The sequence below is a fragment of the Neobacillus ginsengisoli genome, assembly GCF_030813055.1.
This window is the reverse complement of the sequence record NZ_JAUSTW010000002.1, coordinates 117,303-133,735: the sequence shown is the minus strand read 5'-3', so window position 1 is coordinate 133,735 and position 16,433 is coordinate 117,303. Positions and strand designations below refer to the sequence as shown.

Here is a 16,433-nt window from a genome sequence, read left to right as displayed (position 1 = left end):
ATGAGACCCTTGAGGGCCTCATTTTATTTTAGCTAGCTTGGTTTTTAGCTGAATTTTGAGTATTTCTTTTATGAAATCCTTTTGCATAGTAAAAGGCAATCAAGAAAACGATCCAAAGCGGCCCAATAACTACAGCAATTCTTGTATCAGAATTATAAGCCATTATACCAATTACAAATACTAAAAAGGCAAGCGATAGATATGAAGATAACGGATATAATGGTAATTTATATTTTAATTTTTTCGTTTCATCAGGCTTTAAGCCTCTGCGGTATCGAATTTGCGATAATAAGATTACTGCCCATGTCCAAATTGCTCCAAAGGTTGCAATGCTCGTTACCCATGTGAATACCTGTGCCGGGACGATATAATTCAAAAGAACTCCAAGCAATAAAGCAGCTGCAGAAGCAATGACTGCAAGGCCCGGAACACCTGTCTTTGTTACTTTCCCAAACTTTTGAGGCGCCTCACCATGCTGAGCTAGATTAAATAACATTCTCGCCGTACTAAAAATTCCACTATTACAGGATGATAATGCGGCAGTTAGCACAACAAAATTAATGATTCCTGCTGCTCCTGGTATGCCAATTTGTTTAAATGTGAGAACAAACGGACTCCCTTTTGTACCAATTTCTTCCCAAGGGAAAATTGACATTATTACGAATAGAGCTCCTACGTAAAAGATAAGAATTCGCCAGAATACAGAGTCGATTGCTTTAGAAAGAGTTTTCTCAGGATTTTTAACCTCGCCTGCTGTTACACCAATCATTTCAATTCCAAGATAAGCAAACATGACCATCTGTAACGACATTAAAACGCCTTTTATTCCATGTGGGAATAACCCGCCATGGGCCCATAAGTTGCGTATACCCGTGGCAATTCCGCCGTTTCCAAACCCAAAGAATATCATACCGGCACCGACAACAATCATAGCAAGTATCGTTACAATTTTAATAAGAGCAAACCAGAATTCCAATTCTCCATAAGCTTTTACTGCAAGGAAATTTACTGTCGCCATTATTACCAAGGCTGCAAGTGCCCAAATCCAGCGGGGAACACCCGGAAACCAATATTCCATATAAATTCCAACTGCTGTAATTTCAGCCATACAGGTAACAACCCATAAGAACCAATAATTCCAACCTGTAATGTAACCTGCAAGCGGTCCTAAGTAATCCCGGGCATACTTGCTAAATGAACCTGCTACTGGTTTTTGAATCGCCATTTCTCCAAGTGCTCTCATAATAAAAAACATGATTAAACCGGCGAATCCATATCCAAGCAAGATTCCCGGACCGGCTAGTTTTATTGCAGATGCAGACCCTAGAAATAGTCCTACCCCGATTGCCGCGCCTAGAGACATCAAGGTAATATGCCTTTCTTCTAAACCGCGATGAAGTTCTTTGCTCTGAGTGTTTTTACTCATAGATTAATCTCCCCCTGATTAATTAAACTTCCCAATTCCTCTTACATCCCAATTTCGTATTATTAAATTACGGCTGTCTCCTCTTGATGATAATAGCTTTATTAATATAGTAATAATAATTTATTGTTAATTCAATATTTTTTAAAACCGTCCCTCCCTAATTTAAATTGACAACGCTTTCAAAATGAATTGTTTTAATTTTTACGCTTTTTGAAACATCTAAAATAATTTTAACATTTTTGTGAACGATTTCTTTTGTGTAAAACTTAGAAATTTATGCTATCATTTTGTATATTTAAACAAATACTTTATGAGTGTTAATGACTAACAAAAAAAATTGAAACTCCTTACTTTTAGAATACGGAGGGAAAATCTTGAGTTCTATAATAAATGATCCTTTTAAAAGTGCCTTTGATAGTTTAGATGAGTTTGCCGATATAATTAGTCAGGTTCTCCAATGTCCGATTACAATCGAGGATGCAAACCACCGTCTACTGGCATATAGTACACACGACGAGAGAACCGATCCAGCAAGAATTTCTACTATAATAGGTCGGCGCGTTCCTGAAAAAGTAATCAATCAATTATGGAAAGAAGGAACAATACCTGCATTGCTAAAGACAAATCAGCCGATTCGGGTAGAAAGCATGGACGATATTGGGCTTAGCAACAGAGTCGCTATTTCTATATGGAAACAAGATGAAGTCCTCGGCTTTATTTGGGCTTTGGAAATAGATAAATCGTTAACTGAAAATGATTTTACCCTATTAAAAAAAGCGGCAGATGCAGCTAAAAACAAGCTTTTACAACTTCAAACTAGGAAAAATAAAAAAGAAGAACGTTTTCAAGAGTTTTTTTGGAAGTTATTAACCGGTCATTTGACATTGGAGAAAGAAATCATCGAAAACTTCCATTCATTACAAATAACTCCTGCCGCTTCCTTTGCGATTCTTGTTTTTCAGTTTCAAGAGAATATCTCCGGTAAGGTGGAACAATTCATTTCCTATATTTTAAAAACGAGCCAACGGCTGAAAATTATTCTTCATACTATTGACTGTAATCACCTTATTTTGTTGGTCTCAGCAAACAATATTGAAAATCCTTTCAATGAACTCGAGCAATTCTCCCATACTTTCGTTTCAAAAATGAATGATCGTTACAGCATAAAAAATATCAGCCCTGTATATAGCAGTATTTATGACGATTATCAAAAAATTGGAAAGGCCTATCAGGAAACCTTGAAAGTTTTGACCATTAAAGAAAAATTCCCATTAGAAACAGAGAATATTTTCAATTATCAAAAACTGGGAATTTATCAGCTTTTCGATATCCTTTTAGAAAAAAGAAAAAGTGAGGAATATGTAAACTATTCTTTAAAAATGCTTCATGAATATGACCGTAAGCACAACAGTAACCTTGTTGAGACCCTTGAAGTATTTCTAAATAAGGATAATAACATTAATGATGCAGCAAGAGAATTAAATGTCCATGCCAACACCTTAAATTATCGGTTAAAGAGAATCGCTGAAATTGGTGAAGTCAATTTTAAAGACCCCAACCAAAAAATGATTCTTTACTTAGATTTAAAGCTTGAGAAATATCTAGGTGTTTGAACAATTTGTGAAAATCTCCAAAAAGGAATCTTATCTTTCTCCTTTCTTAACAAAGAAATTAAAGGGCTTTCATACTATACTTGAGCCATAGTAAAAATTATTAGTTTTAAGGGGAGGAATTAGGGATATGTTTATCGGGATTCCAAAAGAAATTAAAAATAATGAAAATAGGGTGGCACTTACACCGGCAGGAGTTATTTCACTTTTAAAATCCGGCCATACAGTATTAGTTGAAAAAGACGCAGGTATTGGAAGCGGTTTCACAAATGAAGATTATGCTAAAGCCGGTGCTGAAATTATCGATAGCGCTGAACAAGTATGGTCACAAGCAGGTATGATTATGAAAGTAAAAGAGCCTCTTTCAAGCGAATACCAATACTTCCGCCCTGGTTTAATTTTATTTACTTATTTACACCTTGCTGCAGAGCCGACATTAGCTCAAGCATTAAAAGATAAAGGTGTCATCGCCATTGCTTATGAAACAGTGTCAGTAAACAGAACTCTTCCATTACTTACACCGATGAGTGAAGTTGCAGGACGTATGGCTGCCCAAATCGGTGCGCAATTCCTGCAAAAAAATAACGGCGGCCAAGGTATCCTACTTGCAGGTGTACCAGGTGTTAACCGTGGGAAAGTTACGATTATCGGCGGTGGTATTGTTGGAACAAATGCAGCTAAAATGGCAATCGGCTTAGGTGCAGATGTGACAATCATTGACTTAAGTGCAGACCGACTGCGCCAATTAGATGATATTTTCGGCAATCAAATCAAAACATTAATGTCTAATCCTATGAATATTGCTGAAGCTGTTGCAGAGGCTGATCTTCTTATCGGCGCTGTGTTAATTCCGGGTGCTAAGGCTCCTAAGCTTGTTACAGAAGAAATGGTAAAATCGATGAAACCTGGTTCAGTTATTGTTGACGTTGCGATCGACCAAGGTGGAATTGTGGAAACATGCGATCATGTCACAACACACGATAACCCGACATTTGAAAAGTATGGAGTTATTCACTATTCTGTTGCTAATATGCCTGGTGCTGTACCAAGAACTTCAACTATGGCTTTAACGAATGTTACGGTTCCATATGCCTTGCAAATTGCTAATAAAGGTGTTACTAAAGCCATCTCCGAAAATGATGCCTTAAAGCTTGGTCTAAATGTTGCAAACGGTGAAATCACTTTTGAAGCAGTGGCAAAGGATCTGGGATATGATTACGTTATCCCTGAAAAAGCACTGGAAAAAGACCTGGCTACTATGTAATTAAAATATCTGTCCATACTAAGGCCCCTCAAGAGAATTCTTGGGGGGCCTTTTGGTGTGACAGTTGTAAGCCCGTTTTTTCTCTAATTTACTCAACCAATAGAATTAATTGAATATCTGATGAGAAATATAATAGCAAGTTTATATTTTAAGGTGGGAGTATATGGTGTGATTTTTGTTTCGGTTAATCGTTATAAGTACCATTTTCTTGAATCTAATATGAACCGATTTTCCCCAAAGCTGCTGGATATACGGCAATACTTTTTCCAGGTACTTAACATCCAGCTCAACACCTTCATACCAATGTTTTAGATTAAGCTCGCCATTTTTTAAAAAGTCACCATCAATGACCGTAATGTATGGGAAGCCGCCATTTACGCGCATATTAACAAGCTGATCGCGGATATGCTCCCACTGTTTATCGACGATTTTATAATCTCTACCTTGCTGGATCCGTTGATGCCAATACGATGCCCAGCCTTCGTTTCACTAAGGCGGTTTCCTGTTTCAACAAAAAATCTTATTAATCAGTTAAGGTTTTTATACGGAATTATTTTATTCCTTATATAAATATATAAAGATTTCATAGATTCTTCCCCACACCTTTGAATGTAAAGGAAAACTCATAGCTTCTGTTAGAAAACAAGGTGTATTCAGGATGTGTTTTCGCTTGCCAGCTATCATCGCCGCCGACACCCATCTGTTTATAATTAACACGAAAAATTACCTTTTCACTTTTTGGAAGTTTGTAGCTATGATCATATGCTTCAAGGTCTCGAGGTGTGTAAGGTAATGCATTAAACTCAACGGTAGGAATACCTGAAATTCTTAGACCTGCTCCATTATCATTTGTAACCTTTACCCACCTGACGTCTGTCTTATTTCCACATTCCTGTGGTTTTAGATACGGGACAAATTGTTCTACCACTTTCCCGTTATAAAGTCCGAGTTTTGCTCCTTTTTTCTTGTCCCAATAGCTTTCATGCGGTCCACGTCCATACCATTCGATATGCTGGAAAGACACATCCATTGTGAACAGGAGCCCTATTTCGGGAATTTCCGGAAGGTCAATACCTGGGGTAAGTTGTTGTAATACCTTGATTTCGCCGTTCCCAAAAACAGAATACTGTAATATGCAGGAGGAAACTTTAGTTGTCGGCAGCTTATAGGCAACCGTAATTTCTACGTTATTTTTTGACTTAGCAAAAGTAAATAAATGCAGGATACGATTTTGCCCCGCTTCACGCCATGTACTGCTTCTTTCTGGCAATTTGTTACCATGGTCATTATCCGTCATTGCCCGCCAAAAATTAGGAACAGGCGAGGTAGCTATTAATTCCACATCATCATATAGATAAGATTCAAGATCCCCATTATGTTTATTAAACACTACTGAGAAACGGTCTCCCAAAATCGTTAGCTTATCCGGTTGGTCATTAATATTAAGCTCAGGTAATAAATCTAGTTCAGCTACTACTACATTCGTGTTAACGGGGAGAATAAATTGCTCAAAAGCAACTTCATGTTCTTTTTCAGCCCATATAGTCGGTTCCTTTAACTGCAAGCTCACGGTTAAAATAAATTCGTCAGCAGGATTAATTTCCGATGGTAGAGAATAGTTTAGTTTAACTTTTTTGGCAGAACCTGGATCTAAATCAATTTCTATCACACTTGTTTCTATTCTTTCACCATTTCTAGCTACTTCCCATTCAAATAAGTAATCTTTAAGATTAATAAAAAGATTTTTATTTTGAACTTCAATTATACCTTCATGAAGATTGATTTCAGCAAACTGAACATTTTGATAACATTTTTTTACTTCGTAAATCTTAGGAGACACAGAACCATCACCAAAAATTAAACCGTTTCCGGAAAAATTCCCATCATTTGGGGTGTCGCCGAAATCTCCGCCATAGGCAAGATATTCAATACCGTCAGCTGTCTTTGCTTTTAACGCTTGATCCTTCCAGTCCCAAATGAAACCGCCTTGCAGAATCGAATATTTGTTAAAAAGATTGGTATATTTGTAAAGGTTTCCACAAGAATTACCCATTGCATGGCTATATTCACATAGAATGTATGGCTTTGCATTCCCAAAAAACTCCGCTTGTTTTGCATACAGCTCTACCAAATCTGGATGTACATACATGGTGCTCTCGATATCGGACGCAGCTTCAGATTTTCGGAAATGGTAAATACCTTCATAATGGACAATCCTTGTAGGATCTTTCTCTTTTAAATAGTCATGCATGAGTATGAAGTTGTCACCACCGAACGACTCGTTTCCTAGTGACCAAATCACGAGTGATGGATGGTTTTTATCACGCTGCAACATGGAATTGCAACGGTCAAGTACATTATCTCTCCACTCCGGCTTGCTGCCAGGAATGGCGTCTCCTTCTTCCTGCTGACCATATTTCCATGTCCCATGGGTTTCAAGATTCATTTCATCAATCACGTACAGACCATATCGATCACATAGGTCATACCATAGCGGATGATTAGGATAATGAGCTGTCCGTACGGCATTAATATTATGTTTTTTCATGGTTTTAATATCATGAACCATATCCTTAAAATCAATGGCGCGTCCTTTATCAGAAGCAAATTCGTGACGATTTACCCCCTTAAAAACAATCCGCTTCCCATTGATTTTCATCAGGCCGTCTTTTATTTCAAATTTACGGAATCCAATTTTACAGCTTTCGGTTTCAAAGACCTTTCCTGTATCATCAGCCAAACTCAGGACTAACGTATATAAATTAGGTTTCTCTGCACTCCACTTTAGAGGATTTTCTACAAAACTTGATAAAGTAATCTTTGTTCTTGATTCATTCACCTGTAAGTAAACTGACTTTTCGACGATCTCTTTATCTACTTGGTCAAATAGCATTACATTCAATTTGATTTTTCTCGAAATTTCATTAAAATAATTTAGAATATCTGCCTCAATCCTTAGTTCAGCGTGTTTATATTCATCATCAAGTTCCGTAACTACATAGAAATCATTAATATGAAAGGATGGTGTGGAATATAGATACACATCGCGAAAAATTCCGCTTAATCTCCAAAAGTCCTGGTCCTCAAGCCAGCTCCCATCGCACCATCTATATACTTCAACCGCAAGGCGATTCTCCCCATCAACAAGATATGGTGTGAGATCAAATTCAGCAGGTGTAAAGGTATCTTCACTATATCCTACAAAATCTCCGTTTACCCACACGTAGAAAGCCGATTCCACTCCCTGAAAACTGATATAGACCGGCTGCTCCTTCCATTCCTTTGGTACTGTAAAGGTACGTATGTATTGGCCAACTGGATTATATTTTGTCGGAGCATACGGTGGCTTGATATCTTCCTTTCCTTCCCAAGGATAGCGTATGTTCGTATACTGAGGATAATCATATCCCTGCAGTTGCCAGTGAGCAGGGACCTTTATTTCATCCCAACTGCTACTGTCAGATTCAGCCACAAAGAAATTTTTAATCCGCTTAACTGGATTCTCTGCAAAAGAAAACTTCCAAACACCATTCAATGATTGATAAAAATCAGAAGAAGTTCGATCCCCCCGCAATGCCTCTTCAACAGTTCTGTAGGGCATCAAGGTGGCATGGGCATCCAGCCGATTCAGTTGAAAAATTTCTGGATTGTTATTCCACTCTGGATAACCGTTTTTTGGAGGTGAATAGTTAAATTTAGATAACTGTTTTACCATGTCCTCTCCCTTTTCATTTTTTATGGTAATTTTTATATACTCAAACAAATCAATCTATATAACCTCTAAATCTAGAGTTTTCTTCACAGCAAAGATGGTTAGCTGCTCGTTTTCTTCATTATAAACAGCTGTTGATTCCAGGTAAGAAACATCTGTAAAGTCTCTACTATCATATTTTGGACTAGAGATAATTGGATTTAATGATATACCTCTATAAACGAACCATAAATTTTTTTGTATCGTTTCACGAATTGAATAAAGTTCAAGATTATCTCGTGAATTTTTTAAAGATTGCAGAGACTTTCTAAGGCTTTTCTCAAGCTGCTCCGGTGTCAGTTCATCCTTTATCAAATATTCGTCTGCACCTAGTTCAACAGCGCGTTTAGCGTAACGAAAATCCTCATGACAGGTAAGAAAAATCATCCGAACCTCTGGTTTGATTTCTCTAAACTTTTCTGCTAATTCGAGTCCGTCCATCTGTGGAAGTCCAATATCTGAAATCACAATGTCCGGGAGTGTGGTACAAAATAAATTAAGCGCTTTCAAAGAAAAGTACGTTACACCACAATGCATGTATCAAAGCAAAGTCATAATTTTCCTTGTTAAAATTTCGAATAATATTTGTAGGATTTTGCTCTTCCAATTCGAATGTTACATCTGGATTTACGGAATTAAATTTAACCATTGTTTCTTCAAGTATACAAGAAAAGGTAGGAGCAGTTAAGATTTTTAAATGAGTTTGATTACTATTTTTATACTCATAAATTTCTTTGTTTAGTTCATTAATGGTGTTTAGTAAAGTAATTGATTTGGAAATAACGATTTTACCTTCAAAAGTAGGAGTAACTCCTTGTTTTGAGCGGTTAAAGATTTTTATACCAAGCTCATTTTCCAGTTGTGCAATAGATTGACTCAAACCTGAAGGTGAAATAAATAATTTTTCAACTGCTTTTGAAATTGACATCTCGTTTGCAACCTTGACAATATACTCCATTTGTTCAAAATTCATTATTTCACCTCAACTTTAGGGGTTTACACAATTAAATCAAAAAATATTCTCATTAGATTTTATTTTATAAAAAAGAAAAATACAAACACAGCATGCATCAATGAATTTTTTAGTGATTAGAATAAGTAAAACACATGATGTGCAAATTAACACTATCTTGAAAAAGACTGGTGGTTTGTATAAATGAAGTTTTCTTCATTTTATTCACCTTCTAAATACAGTAAAGCGGGACTCATGGATTTGTTCTCTTTTGGAGCATATGTCATTCTAATTATTTGGGCATTATTATCTATTTCAACTAAAAACCGGTGGTTAAAATGAAATTTTACAACGAGGTATCAAATGTTCTGCATTACAATATACAAACTTTAAATACTATTTTGGGGGAGAGTTCTGATTTTCAAGCAAGAGAAATTACTTTGACCAGTATCAATAGGAAAGCGGCAGTTCTATTCATCGAAGAGATCGTTGATTCGAATGCTATTCAGCGATACATAATAGAACCCTTATTAACATACAACCTACCGCATTTTAAAACGGATGAAGAACTGCTTGCTTTTATGGAATCAGCTGTCATTCAATCGAAGAACATTACACGCGTGGAAGATATGACACTTGCTTCAAGTGAGTTGCTGGCAGGTAAAACCCTTGTCATGGTGGATGGATTAAATACGTTTCTTTCAACCAATACAACTAAATGGAACGCGCGGAGCATCGAAAGCCCGAAAGGACAGCGGGTCTCGAAAGGACCTGATGTCGGTTTTTCTGAAAATAGAAGCACCAACATCTCTCTTGTCCGAAAGATTATTAAAAATCCGAATGTACGAGTAACCACCAAACAGTATGGAACAAACACCCATACAGACGTATCGGTCATGTACATTGAAAACATCGTGGATAAGCAAATATTGGAGACAATCTATGAGCGCCTCGAAAACCTGCAGTTGGATGCCGTGCTGGAGGCAAATTACATTGAAATGGTTCTGACGAAGGAGTCCAAGTCTTTTTTTCCACTCATGCTCAATACCGATAGACCCGACGTAATAGCGGGTGAAATGCTGGAAGGAAAAATCGCGATTTTTGTAGATGGTTCTCCTTATGTCCTTATCGCTCCTGCGGTACTCGTTCAATTTTTCCAAACACCCGAGGATTATTATATAGGGAAAACAGGTCTTGTAAATATTCGCCTTTTTCGTTGTTTTCTCTATTTAATAGCTTTGTATATTCCGGGGCTGTATGTGGCGTCTGTGACCTACCATGCGAACTTATTGCCGGTTAAACTTCTAGTAGGGTTTGTCTCACAACGAGAATTGGTGCCATTTCCAACCTCGTTTGAAGTTTCCGTATTAATTATTGTGATTATCGCAATAAACGAAAGTTCCACTCGGTTGCAGCAAAATATTGCCATTACGGTGTCGATTTTCGGGGGAATCATATTGGGTCAGTCTGCCATTGAATCACAATTAGTCGAACCTGCCAGCCTAGTTGTCGTAAGTGTTGCGTTTATATTTGTCAGTGTCGTCCCCATTTCCTCAATGCGAGCATCGGCAGCAGTGATCACCCTTAGTTTTATTAGCGGGGGCGCGGCTCTCGGCTTTTACGGAATCGCCTTATTGTCGCTTGTATTTTTGCTTCATCTTTGTTCATTAAGGAGCTTTGGCGTGCCCTATTTATCTCCTTTCGCTCCAGTCGTTGCTCATGATTTAAAAGACAGTGCGATTCAATTGTCACAGGAAGAGATGACAAACGATGAGTCTCAATTTATGAAGGAAGAAACGGTGGAAGAGACGGATGAAGCGTAAACATACAAAATCAAATATTACCCTCTGTCTGTTAATAGGTTTGTTCATCGCTAATATAGTCGGCAAATTTGCTCAAGACAGCATGTTGAATAAAATTTACATTATTTCCGCTATCGGGATTGATAAAAGTAAGAGAGGATACGTCACAACCTTACAAATCATTAATCCAGCCTCCAACAGCAAAGAAGGAGCAGCAGAACAAGGTGCTTATACGTACAGTGTGCAAGGTCGAACGATCCCTGAAGCCATCGAACGTATTCATAATAGAATACCACGGACAATTTTCTTGGATGATACGGAAGTGGTTATAATAGGGGAATCATTAGTAAAATCCGAAGGAATTTCTTCCCTTACCCATTACTTTTTGCGGGAATCCAATTTCCCTTCCAATATAAGGTTTGTCATAGCGAAGGGAGTAAAACCGGATAAACTTCTTCAAATCTTTACGCCAGTTCAAAAAATTTCAGGAAGCAGATTTGAAGAAATGCTGAATCGAAAACGGGAGTCCTGGGGGGAACTCTCGAATATGACGGCCGACAAAATCGCGGGAATGTTAAAGCAGAATAGGACGGAACTAACCATCCCTTATATCACTATAAAAGGTCAATACTCAAAGGGAATTTCGAAAAGCAATATCGAAAAGGCGATGCCAGATACGATATTAGAAATGGATGGATTAGCCGTTTTTCAGCATCAACGATTATCATACTGGCTTTCTTCATCTGAAAGCACCCTATATGCGTTAACCCGAACCAAAATTCACGATACCACATTGGTAACGAAGTGCCGTAAACAGTCGGGATATCTGACATGGAAAGACATTCAAAGCAAACCAGATATTCATTTAGTAGATAAAAAGGGAGTTCCATCCTTTCTTCTTCAGGTTCGAATAAGAGGTAAATTGTCGGATGTGTCGTGTAATATGGACACTTCTACTGTCAAGGCCCTTGCCCTACTGGAACATGATGCAGAACATGATCTTCAAAAACAGATTAATCAGCTGATAGCGAAAACGCAAAATAAAAAAACCGATATCAATGGATTTGGAGAAGCGTTATATCGAAAACAATTGGATCGGTGGAACCTGGTTAAAAATAATTGGGATTCCGTTTATTCATCTGTACCGATTCGGACTAAAGTGAAGTTTGATCTTTTAGATCCAGGTGAAATTTCATCGCAATAAAATTGAATCTGTGCATGGAAAGGACTCGATGGGATGATAGTCAAATTAGCGCCAATTGAAATATTTTCCTTAATGATCAATTTTTTGCTTGGAAGCGCTATTGTCGTAGGATGGAATTTCGAAACGAAACAAGATGTTTGGATCACGATCTTGTTGTCGTTAGGGCTTGGAATGGGGATTTTTTATTTCTATATCATGCTTCACTCAATAGGAAAATGGGGTAATTTGATCCAAATTTTTGAACTGGGATTTGGAAGATGGATATCCAAACTACTTGGATTTATTTATTGTCTATACTTTTTATACATTGCCGGAAGAGTGTTAAAAGATTTCTCTTTTTTCGTCGCTCAAGTGCTTTTTAACAATATCCCTTTTGGGATTATATCTTTCACGCTTCTTCTGGTGGTATCGTATGGTTGTTTTCTTGGCATCGAAGCTACGGCAAGAAGTTCCCTGATTTTATGTGCTTTTACAGGCGTTTTCATTTTGATTCTCATGATTTTTGGATATCTATCTCCTTATTTTGAACTCAGCCATTTAACCCCTATATTCCGGACGAGCTGGAAACAGGCACTCTCTTCCGTTTTCCCAACCGGATTGACCTTTCCGTATGGCGAACTCATCGTATTTACCATGCTATTTCCGTATGCAAACGATAAAAAAGCCTTGCGAAAATACGGTTTTATTTCTTTGTGTATAACAGGAGTGCTCCTGCTTCTAGCCGGAGAAATGATACTGGGCTTGTTAAATTCTGAAACAGTAAACATGTATGTATATCCGTTTGTGAAGGCATTGGAACTGACCAGCGTCTTTGAATTCCTGCCGCACATAGAAACTTTTGCGGTAATCCTCAACCTTATCGGCGGATTTATTAAAATTTCTATTTTTATGTCCAGTGGGATCATGATTCTGGCCCACTTATTTCCAAAGACAAAGCCGAATCGACAAATTATGGCTGCGGCGATCCTTGTCTTTTTATTCGCATTTACATTATCCAAAAATATTATCCAACACTTATTTATCGGATTGAAAATTGTTCCACTTTATCTACACATCCCACTTCAACTTATCATTCCATTTATCTTGGTTATTTGTTTGCTCATAAAAAAATACATAGTTAAATCATTATAAAATGAGTCCAACCAAATGGAAATAAATTCATACTGTTTTTTTAAGGTTACTCTATTGAATAAAAGGTCAATGGTGGTTTAGATGAATCAAAAGCTTATTCAAGTTATTCATATTTATATATTAATGATCATTTTTTCAGGTTTCATGGTACATGTTTTATGCCTCCCAGCTTTATTAACTTTTGCTAAAAGGGACGCGTGGATAAGTGCCATTTTCAGTAGCATTCCTGTCATATTTACGAAAAACTTATCTCAAAATATTGGTTATTGTTTCCTGTCTTTCATTTCCAACTTAACAATAAAATCAAAAAAAGCTGCATGATTTCATTAATGAAAATCTTTGCAGCTTTTTTTGATTTGTTATTTTTAATAAAACGTATTTTAAACATGATGCCAAATAGTTAGGGTACCCTCTTTGATTATAAATACTTCCGATGAACCCCTTTTCCGTCATATGAGAAAAGCATTTTTCGTTCTTCAATCATTGTTTCAATGTGAACCGGTCTTCCCCAAAGCTGCTGGATATACGGCAATACTTTTTCCAGGTACTTAACATCCAGCTCAACACCTTCATACCAATGTTTTAGATAAAGCTCGCCATTTTTTAAAAAGTCACCATCAATGACCGTAATGTATGGGAAGCCGCCATTTACACGCATATTAACAAGCTGATCGCGGATATGCTCCCACTGTTTATCGACGATTTTGTAATCTCTACCTTGCTTTTGGAAAAGATACATATCCTCCCTCATGACGAGATCCTTATTTAAATAATTGCGAAGAAACGAAATATCCGACTCAACCTCACGAACCTCAAACATTTTCTCCCGACCTGAACCGGGCTGCACACCTCTACGCTTCATTTCATCCGTAGGATTATTGTAACGCTCCTCAATGTCCTCAAAGATCTTAATGCCAAGGTAATAGGGGTTAATTCCAGTTTTCGAAGGCTGAACAACTCCGGCGTTTAATTTTGCAAATTCAATCGATTCACCGCTCGTTAAATCCAGTTCCCTAAGGATCCGTTGATGCCAATACGATGCCCAGCCTTCGTTCATAATTTTCGTTTCAAGCTGAGGCCAGAAATACAGCATTTCTTCCCGCATCATTGTCAATATATCCCTTTGCCAATCAGAAAGCTCACGGCTATAGGATTCAATAAATAATAATAAGTCCTTTTCCGGCCTTGGCGGGAATTTCTTTTTTCTTGGCTGATTAATTTCTGTTTTATCTTTTTCGTCCAGCTTCCACAAATCGTCATATGGCGTGGACACATGATGTTCTTCCTCTTCCTCTTCATCTTCAATGGACCAAGCGAGTTTGGGTCTCATCAGCGAGGGATCAATATGTTCATCTATGGCTAATACTGCATCAAGGAAGGTTTCCACTTCCTTTTTACCGTATTGGATTTCATATTGATGGATTCTCTCAGCTGTTGCTGCCATACTCTCAACCATATCCCGCTTTGTATTTTGAAAACGGACATTGTTTTTAAAGAAATCGCAATGGGCAAGAACGTGAGCCACGATTAGTTTATTTTGAATAAGCGTATTGGAGTCCAACAAGAAGGCATAACATGGGTTTGAGTTGATGACGAGCTCATAGATTTTGCTTAACCCTAAATCATAATGGAGTTTCATTTTATGAAATTGTTTACCAAAGCTCCAGTGCGAAAACCGGGTCGGCATACCATATGCTCCAAATGTATAAATAATTTCAGCAGGACAGATTTCATAGCGCATTGGATAAAAATCCAAGCCAAAGCCACTTGCTATTTCGGTGATCTCACTAATTGCATATTCGAGATCTTTTCGACCTTCCACATTCATCAGCCATTCCCCCTTATTCGTCTTACCACAATGTATGAAGTTAAGGCGGGAATGATGAAACAAGATGGAAAAACAATAGTTAATCTGAGATTTTTTTAACCTCGGCTGCTAACATAAGGCCAACTTCTTTATTGCGTTTCCATTCTGATTTGAAAACAGATAAAGGCGGATTGGTTTCCCTCACTAAATAGCTAATTTCTATCGTCATTGCCAGGAGGCGGTAGGCTGTTATAAACCAATGTAAATAAATCCACCTTCTGTCGCTTCTTCAGGGGGGTAAGCTAATTTATAACCAGTTAATTTAGAGACCTTTTTGGCCAAGTATTGCCTATTTAAGTCTACCCCCATGCCATTAGCTTTCCATCGCAGAATTTTTTTATACTGGTGAAAGTTGGAAACAGCGTTAAATAGGGGTGTCCAACATTTTCTGTGAAAGTTCTCCGCAGAAAATCATAAAATAAATTCAACTCCTAATAAGGAGGAGATAAACAAATGAATAAGTTGGATTACGATCGAGCGCTGTATTATACACATCGATCCGAGTGGGATAATTTGTTGATATTAATGGTACGGACGAAAGACCAATTTTTATCTAAAAGGATAGAGCAATTCCTGCATGCCTATCACTTTGAACATGATTACACTGTCATTGAAAACAGACTATATACTTTACTGCGTTACATCGACCATGCGAACGAAATACTTGAAGCAGATACAAATGAGATTCCGATGTATAGTCTTTCCTGAAATAACAAGTGAATACCATAAATGTTGAGAAAAATTTTTACAACCGGGCTAAAGAATTCCACCAAAAAACACGGCTTCCTTTTTCGGTAGCCGTGTTTACCTTTTAAACAGACGGATTTATAGGACTCCATTCCGGACTGCAAAAATTGCTGCCTGCGTTCGGTCAGCCAACTCAAGTTTTGCTAAGATACTTGAAACATGGGTTTTAACCGTTTTTTCGGTAATATACAAGGAGGAAGCAATTTCTTTATTGCTTTTTCCACTGGCAATTTCTTTTAGCACTTCCATTTCGCGTCTTGTTAAATCCTCTAACGGTTTTTTTTCATTGTTTTTTGCCGTTATATGCGTTAATAAATGACTGGTTGCTTTAGGGTGCAGCTGATTTTCGCCGTTCATTATTTGTTTAATTGTTTTAACTAGTTCATCCGGCTCAATGTCTTTCAATTGATAACCTGAAGCACCTCTGAAAGTACATCCTTTAGGTCCATACCCTGATTTAAAAGTTCGGCAATTTCTTTTAAAATTTGTAACTCAGAAAAATGTTTCTCACCCATAGGCAAATCCCCCAGAAAAATTCTATCTCCTTCCAATTATTATAACGTTTTTTGAATTTTCAAGCCTTAGAGAATAGTCCAGCTTTCTCTACAACTTTAGACTGAAAAAACCCCCGAAAGGGTAAGCCTCGGGAGTTTTTCGATTAAGCTATTGGGATTGTTAA

The 16,433-nt window shown here is 37.4% G+C and carries 10 protein-coding genes and 3 pseudogenes; 6 read left to right on the top strand and 7 right to left on the bottom strand.

All coding sequences use genetic code 11. From position 1 onward, the window contains the following. Positions 1-28: 28 nt before the first annotated feature. A complete protein-coding gene (locus tag J2S10_RS06025) occupies positions 29-1,426 on the bottom strand; it encodes an amino acid permease (protein ID WP_307405415.1) in 1,398 nt (465 codons plus the stop codon). 383 nt (positions 1,427-1,809) lie between these two features. On the opposite strand from J2S10_RS06025, the gene J2S10_RS06020 reads away from it, so the two are divergent. After that, positions 1,810-3,039, top strand: a complete 1,230-nt coding sequence (locus J2S10_RS06020; protein ID WP_307406747.1) for a PucR family transcriptional regulator — start codon at positions 1,810-1,812, stop codon at positions 3,037-3,039. 127 nt (positions 3,040-3,166) lie between these two features. Continuing rightward, positions 3,167-4,300 (top strand): alanine dehydrogenase, encoded by a 1,134-nt coding sequence (ald, locus tag J2S10_RS06015; protein ID WP_307405412.1) that lies wholly within the window; start codon positions 3,167-3,169, stop codon positions 4,298-4,300. A 141-nt stretch (positions 4,301-4,441) separates the two neighbouring features. Here the strand turns inward: ald and J2S10_RS06010 are convergent. The 4 genes and pseudogenes from J2S10_RS06010 to J2S10_RS05995 all read right to left on the bottom strand — a co-directional run. Then, a pseudogene (locus tag J2S10_RS06010) lies at positions 4,442-4,750 on the bottom strand (SpoVR family protein); the annotation flags it as partial. A gap of 133 nt (positions 4,751-4,883) precedes the next feature. After that, entirely contained in the window at positions 4,884-8,015 is a 3,132-nt protein-coding gene (gene lacZ / locus J2S10_RS06005; RefSeq protein WP_307405410.1) for a beta-galactosidase, LacZ type, read from the bottom strand. A 366-nt stretch (positions 8,016-8,381) separates the two neighbouring features. After that, positions 8,382-8,588, bottom strand: a pseudogene (locus J2S10_RS06000) (response regulator); the annotation flags it as partial. Continuing rightward, a complete protein-coding gene (locus J2S10_RS05995) occupies positions 8,548-9,024 on the bottom strand; it encodes a LysR family transcriptional regulator (protein WP_307405408.1) in 477 nt (158 codons plus the stop codon). The gene J2S10_RS05995 and the pseudogene J2S10_RS06000, both read right to left, overlap by 41 nt. 317 nt (positions 9,025-9,341) lie before the next feature. On the opposite strand from J2S10_RS05995, the gene J2S10_RS05990 reads away from it, so the two are divergent. The 3 genes from J2S10_RS05990 to J2S10_RS05980 are packed head-to-tail and all read left to right on the top strand — an operon-like array spanning position 9,342 to position 13,140. Further along, positions 9,342-10,826 (top strand): spore germination protein, encoded by a 1,485-nt coding sequence (locus tag J2S10_RS05990; protein ID WP_307405406.1) that lies wholly within the window; start codon positions 9,342-9,344, stop codon positions 10,824-10,826. Then, on the top strand, positions 10,816-12,009 hold the full coding sequence (locus tag J2S10_RS05985; protein WP_307405404.1) for a Ger(x)C family spore germination protein: 1,194 nt from the start codon (positions 10,816-10,818) through the stop codon (positions 12,007-12,009). Before J2S10_RS05990 ends, J2S10_RS05985 begins: the two co-directional genes overlap by 11 nt. A gap of 33 nt (positions 12,010-12,042) precedes the next feature. Then, on the top strand, positions 12,043-13,140 hold the full coding sequence (locus J2S10_RS05980; protein ID WP_307405403.1) for a GerAB/ArcD/ProY family transporter: 1,098 nt from the start codon (positions 12,043-12,045) through the stop codon (positions 13,138-13,140). A 418-nt stretch (positions 13,141-13,558) separates the two neighbouring features. On the opposite strand, the gene J2S10_RS05975 is transcribed toward J2S10_RS05980, so the two are convergent. Further along, positions 13,559-14,968, bottom strand: coding sequence for a SpoVR family protein (locus tag J2S10_RS05975; protein WP_307405401.1), 1,410 nt, complete (start codon positions 14,966-14,968; stop codon positions 13,559-13,561). A 492-nt stretch (positions 14,969-15,460) separates the two neighbouring features. Between J2S10_RS05975 and J2S10_RS05970 the strand changes: the two genes are divergently transcribed. Continuing rightward, positions 15,461-15,715: a YhdB family protein gene (locus J2S10_RS05970; protein ID WP_307405399.1), complete on the top strand. Its 255-nt coding sequence runs from the start codon at positions 15,461-15,463 to the stop codon at positions 15,713-15,715. A gap of 117 nt (positions 15,716-15,832) precedes the next feature. On the opposite strand, the pseudogene J2S10_RS05965 reads toward J2S10_RS05970, so the two are convergent. Continuing rightward, a pseudogene (locus J2S10_RS05965) lies at positions 15,833-16,177 on the bottom strand (response regulator transcription factor); the annotation flags it as partial. Positions 16,178-16,433: the final 256 nt, after the last annotated feature.

Coding starts and splice junctions, on each gene's coding strand:
- J2S10_RS06025 (WP_307405415.1), bottom strand. CDS start 1,426: ATGAGTAAAAACACTCAGAGCAAAGAACTTCATCGCGGTTTAGAAGAA.
- ald (WP_307405412.1), top strand. CDS start 3,167: ATGTTTATCGGGATTCCAAAAGAAATTAAAAATAATGAAAATAGGGTG.
- lacZ (WP_307405410.1), bottom strand. CDS start 8,015: ATGGTAAAACAGTTATCTAAATTTAACTATTCACCTCCAAAAAACGGT.
- J2S10_RS05995 (WP_307405408.1), bottom strand. CDS start 9,024: ATGAATTTTGAACAAATGGAGTATATTGTCAAGGTTGCAAACGAGATG.
- J2S10_RS05990 (WP_307405406.1), top strand. CDS start 9,342: ATGAAATTTTACAACGAGGTATCAAATGTTCTGCATTACAATATACAA.
- J2S10_RS05985 (WP_307405404.1), top strand. CDS start 10,816: ATGAAGCGTAAACATACAAAATCAAATATTACCCTCTGTCTGTTAATA.
- J2S10_RS05980 (WP_307405403.1), top strand. CDS start 12,043: ATGATAGTCAAATTAGCGCCAATTGAAATATTTTCCTTAATGATCAAT.
- J2S10_RS05975 (WP_307405401.1), bottom strand. CDS start 14,968: ATGAATGTGGAAGGTCGAAAAGATCTCGAATATGCAATTAGTGAGATC.
- J2S10_RS05970 (WP_307405399.1), top strand. CDS start 15,461: ATGAATAAGTTGGATTACGATCGAGCGCTGTATTATACACATCGATCC.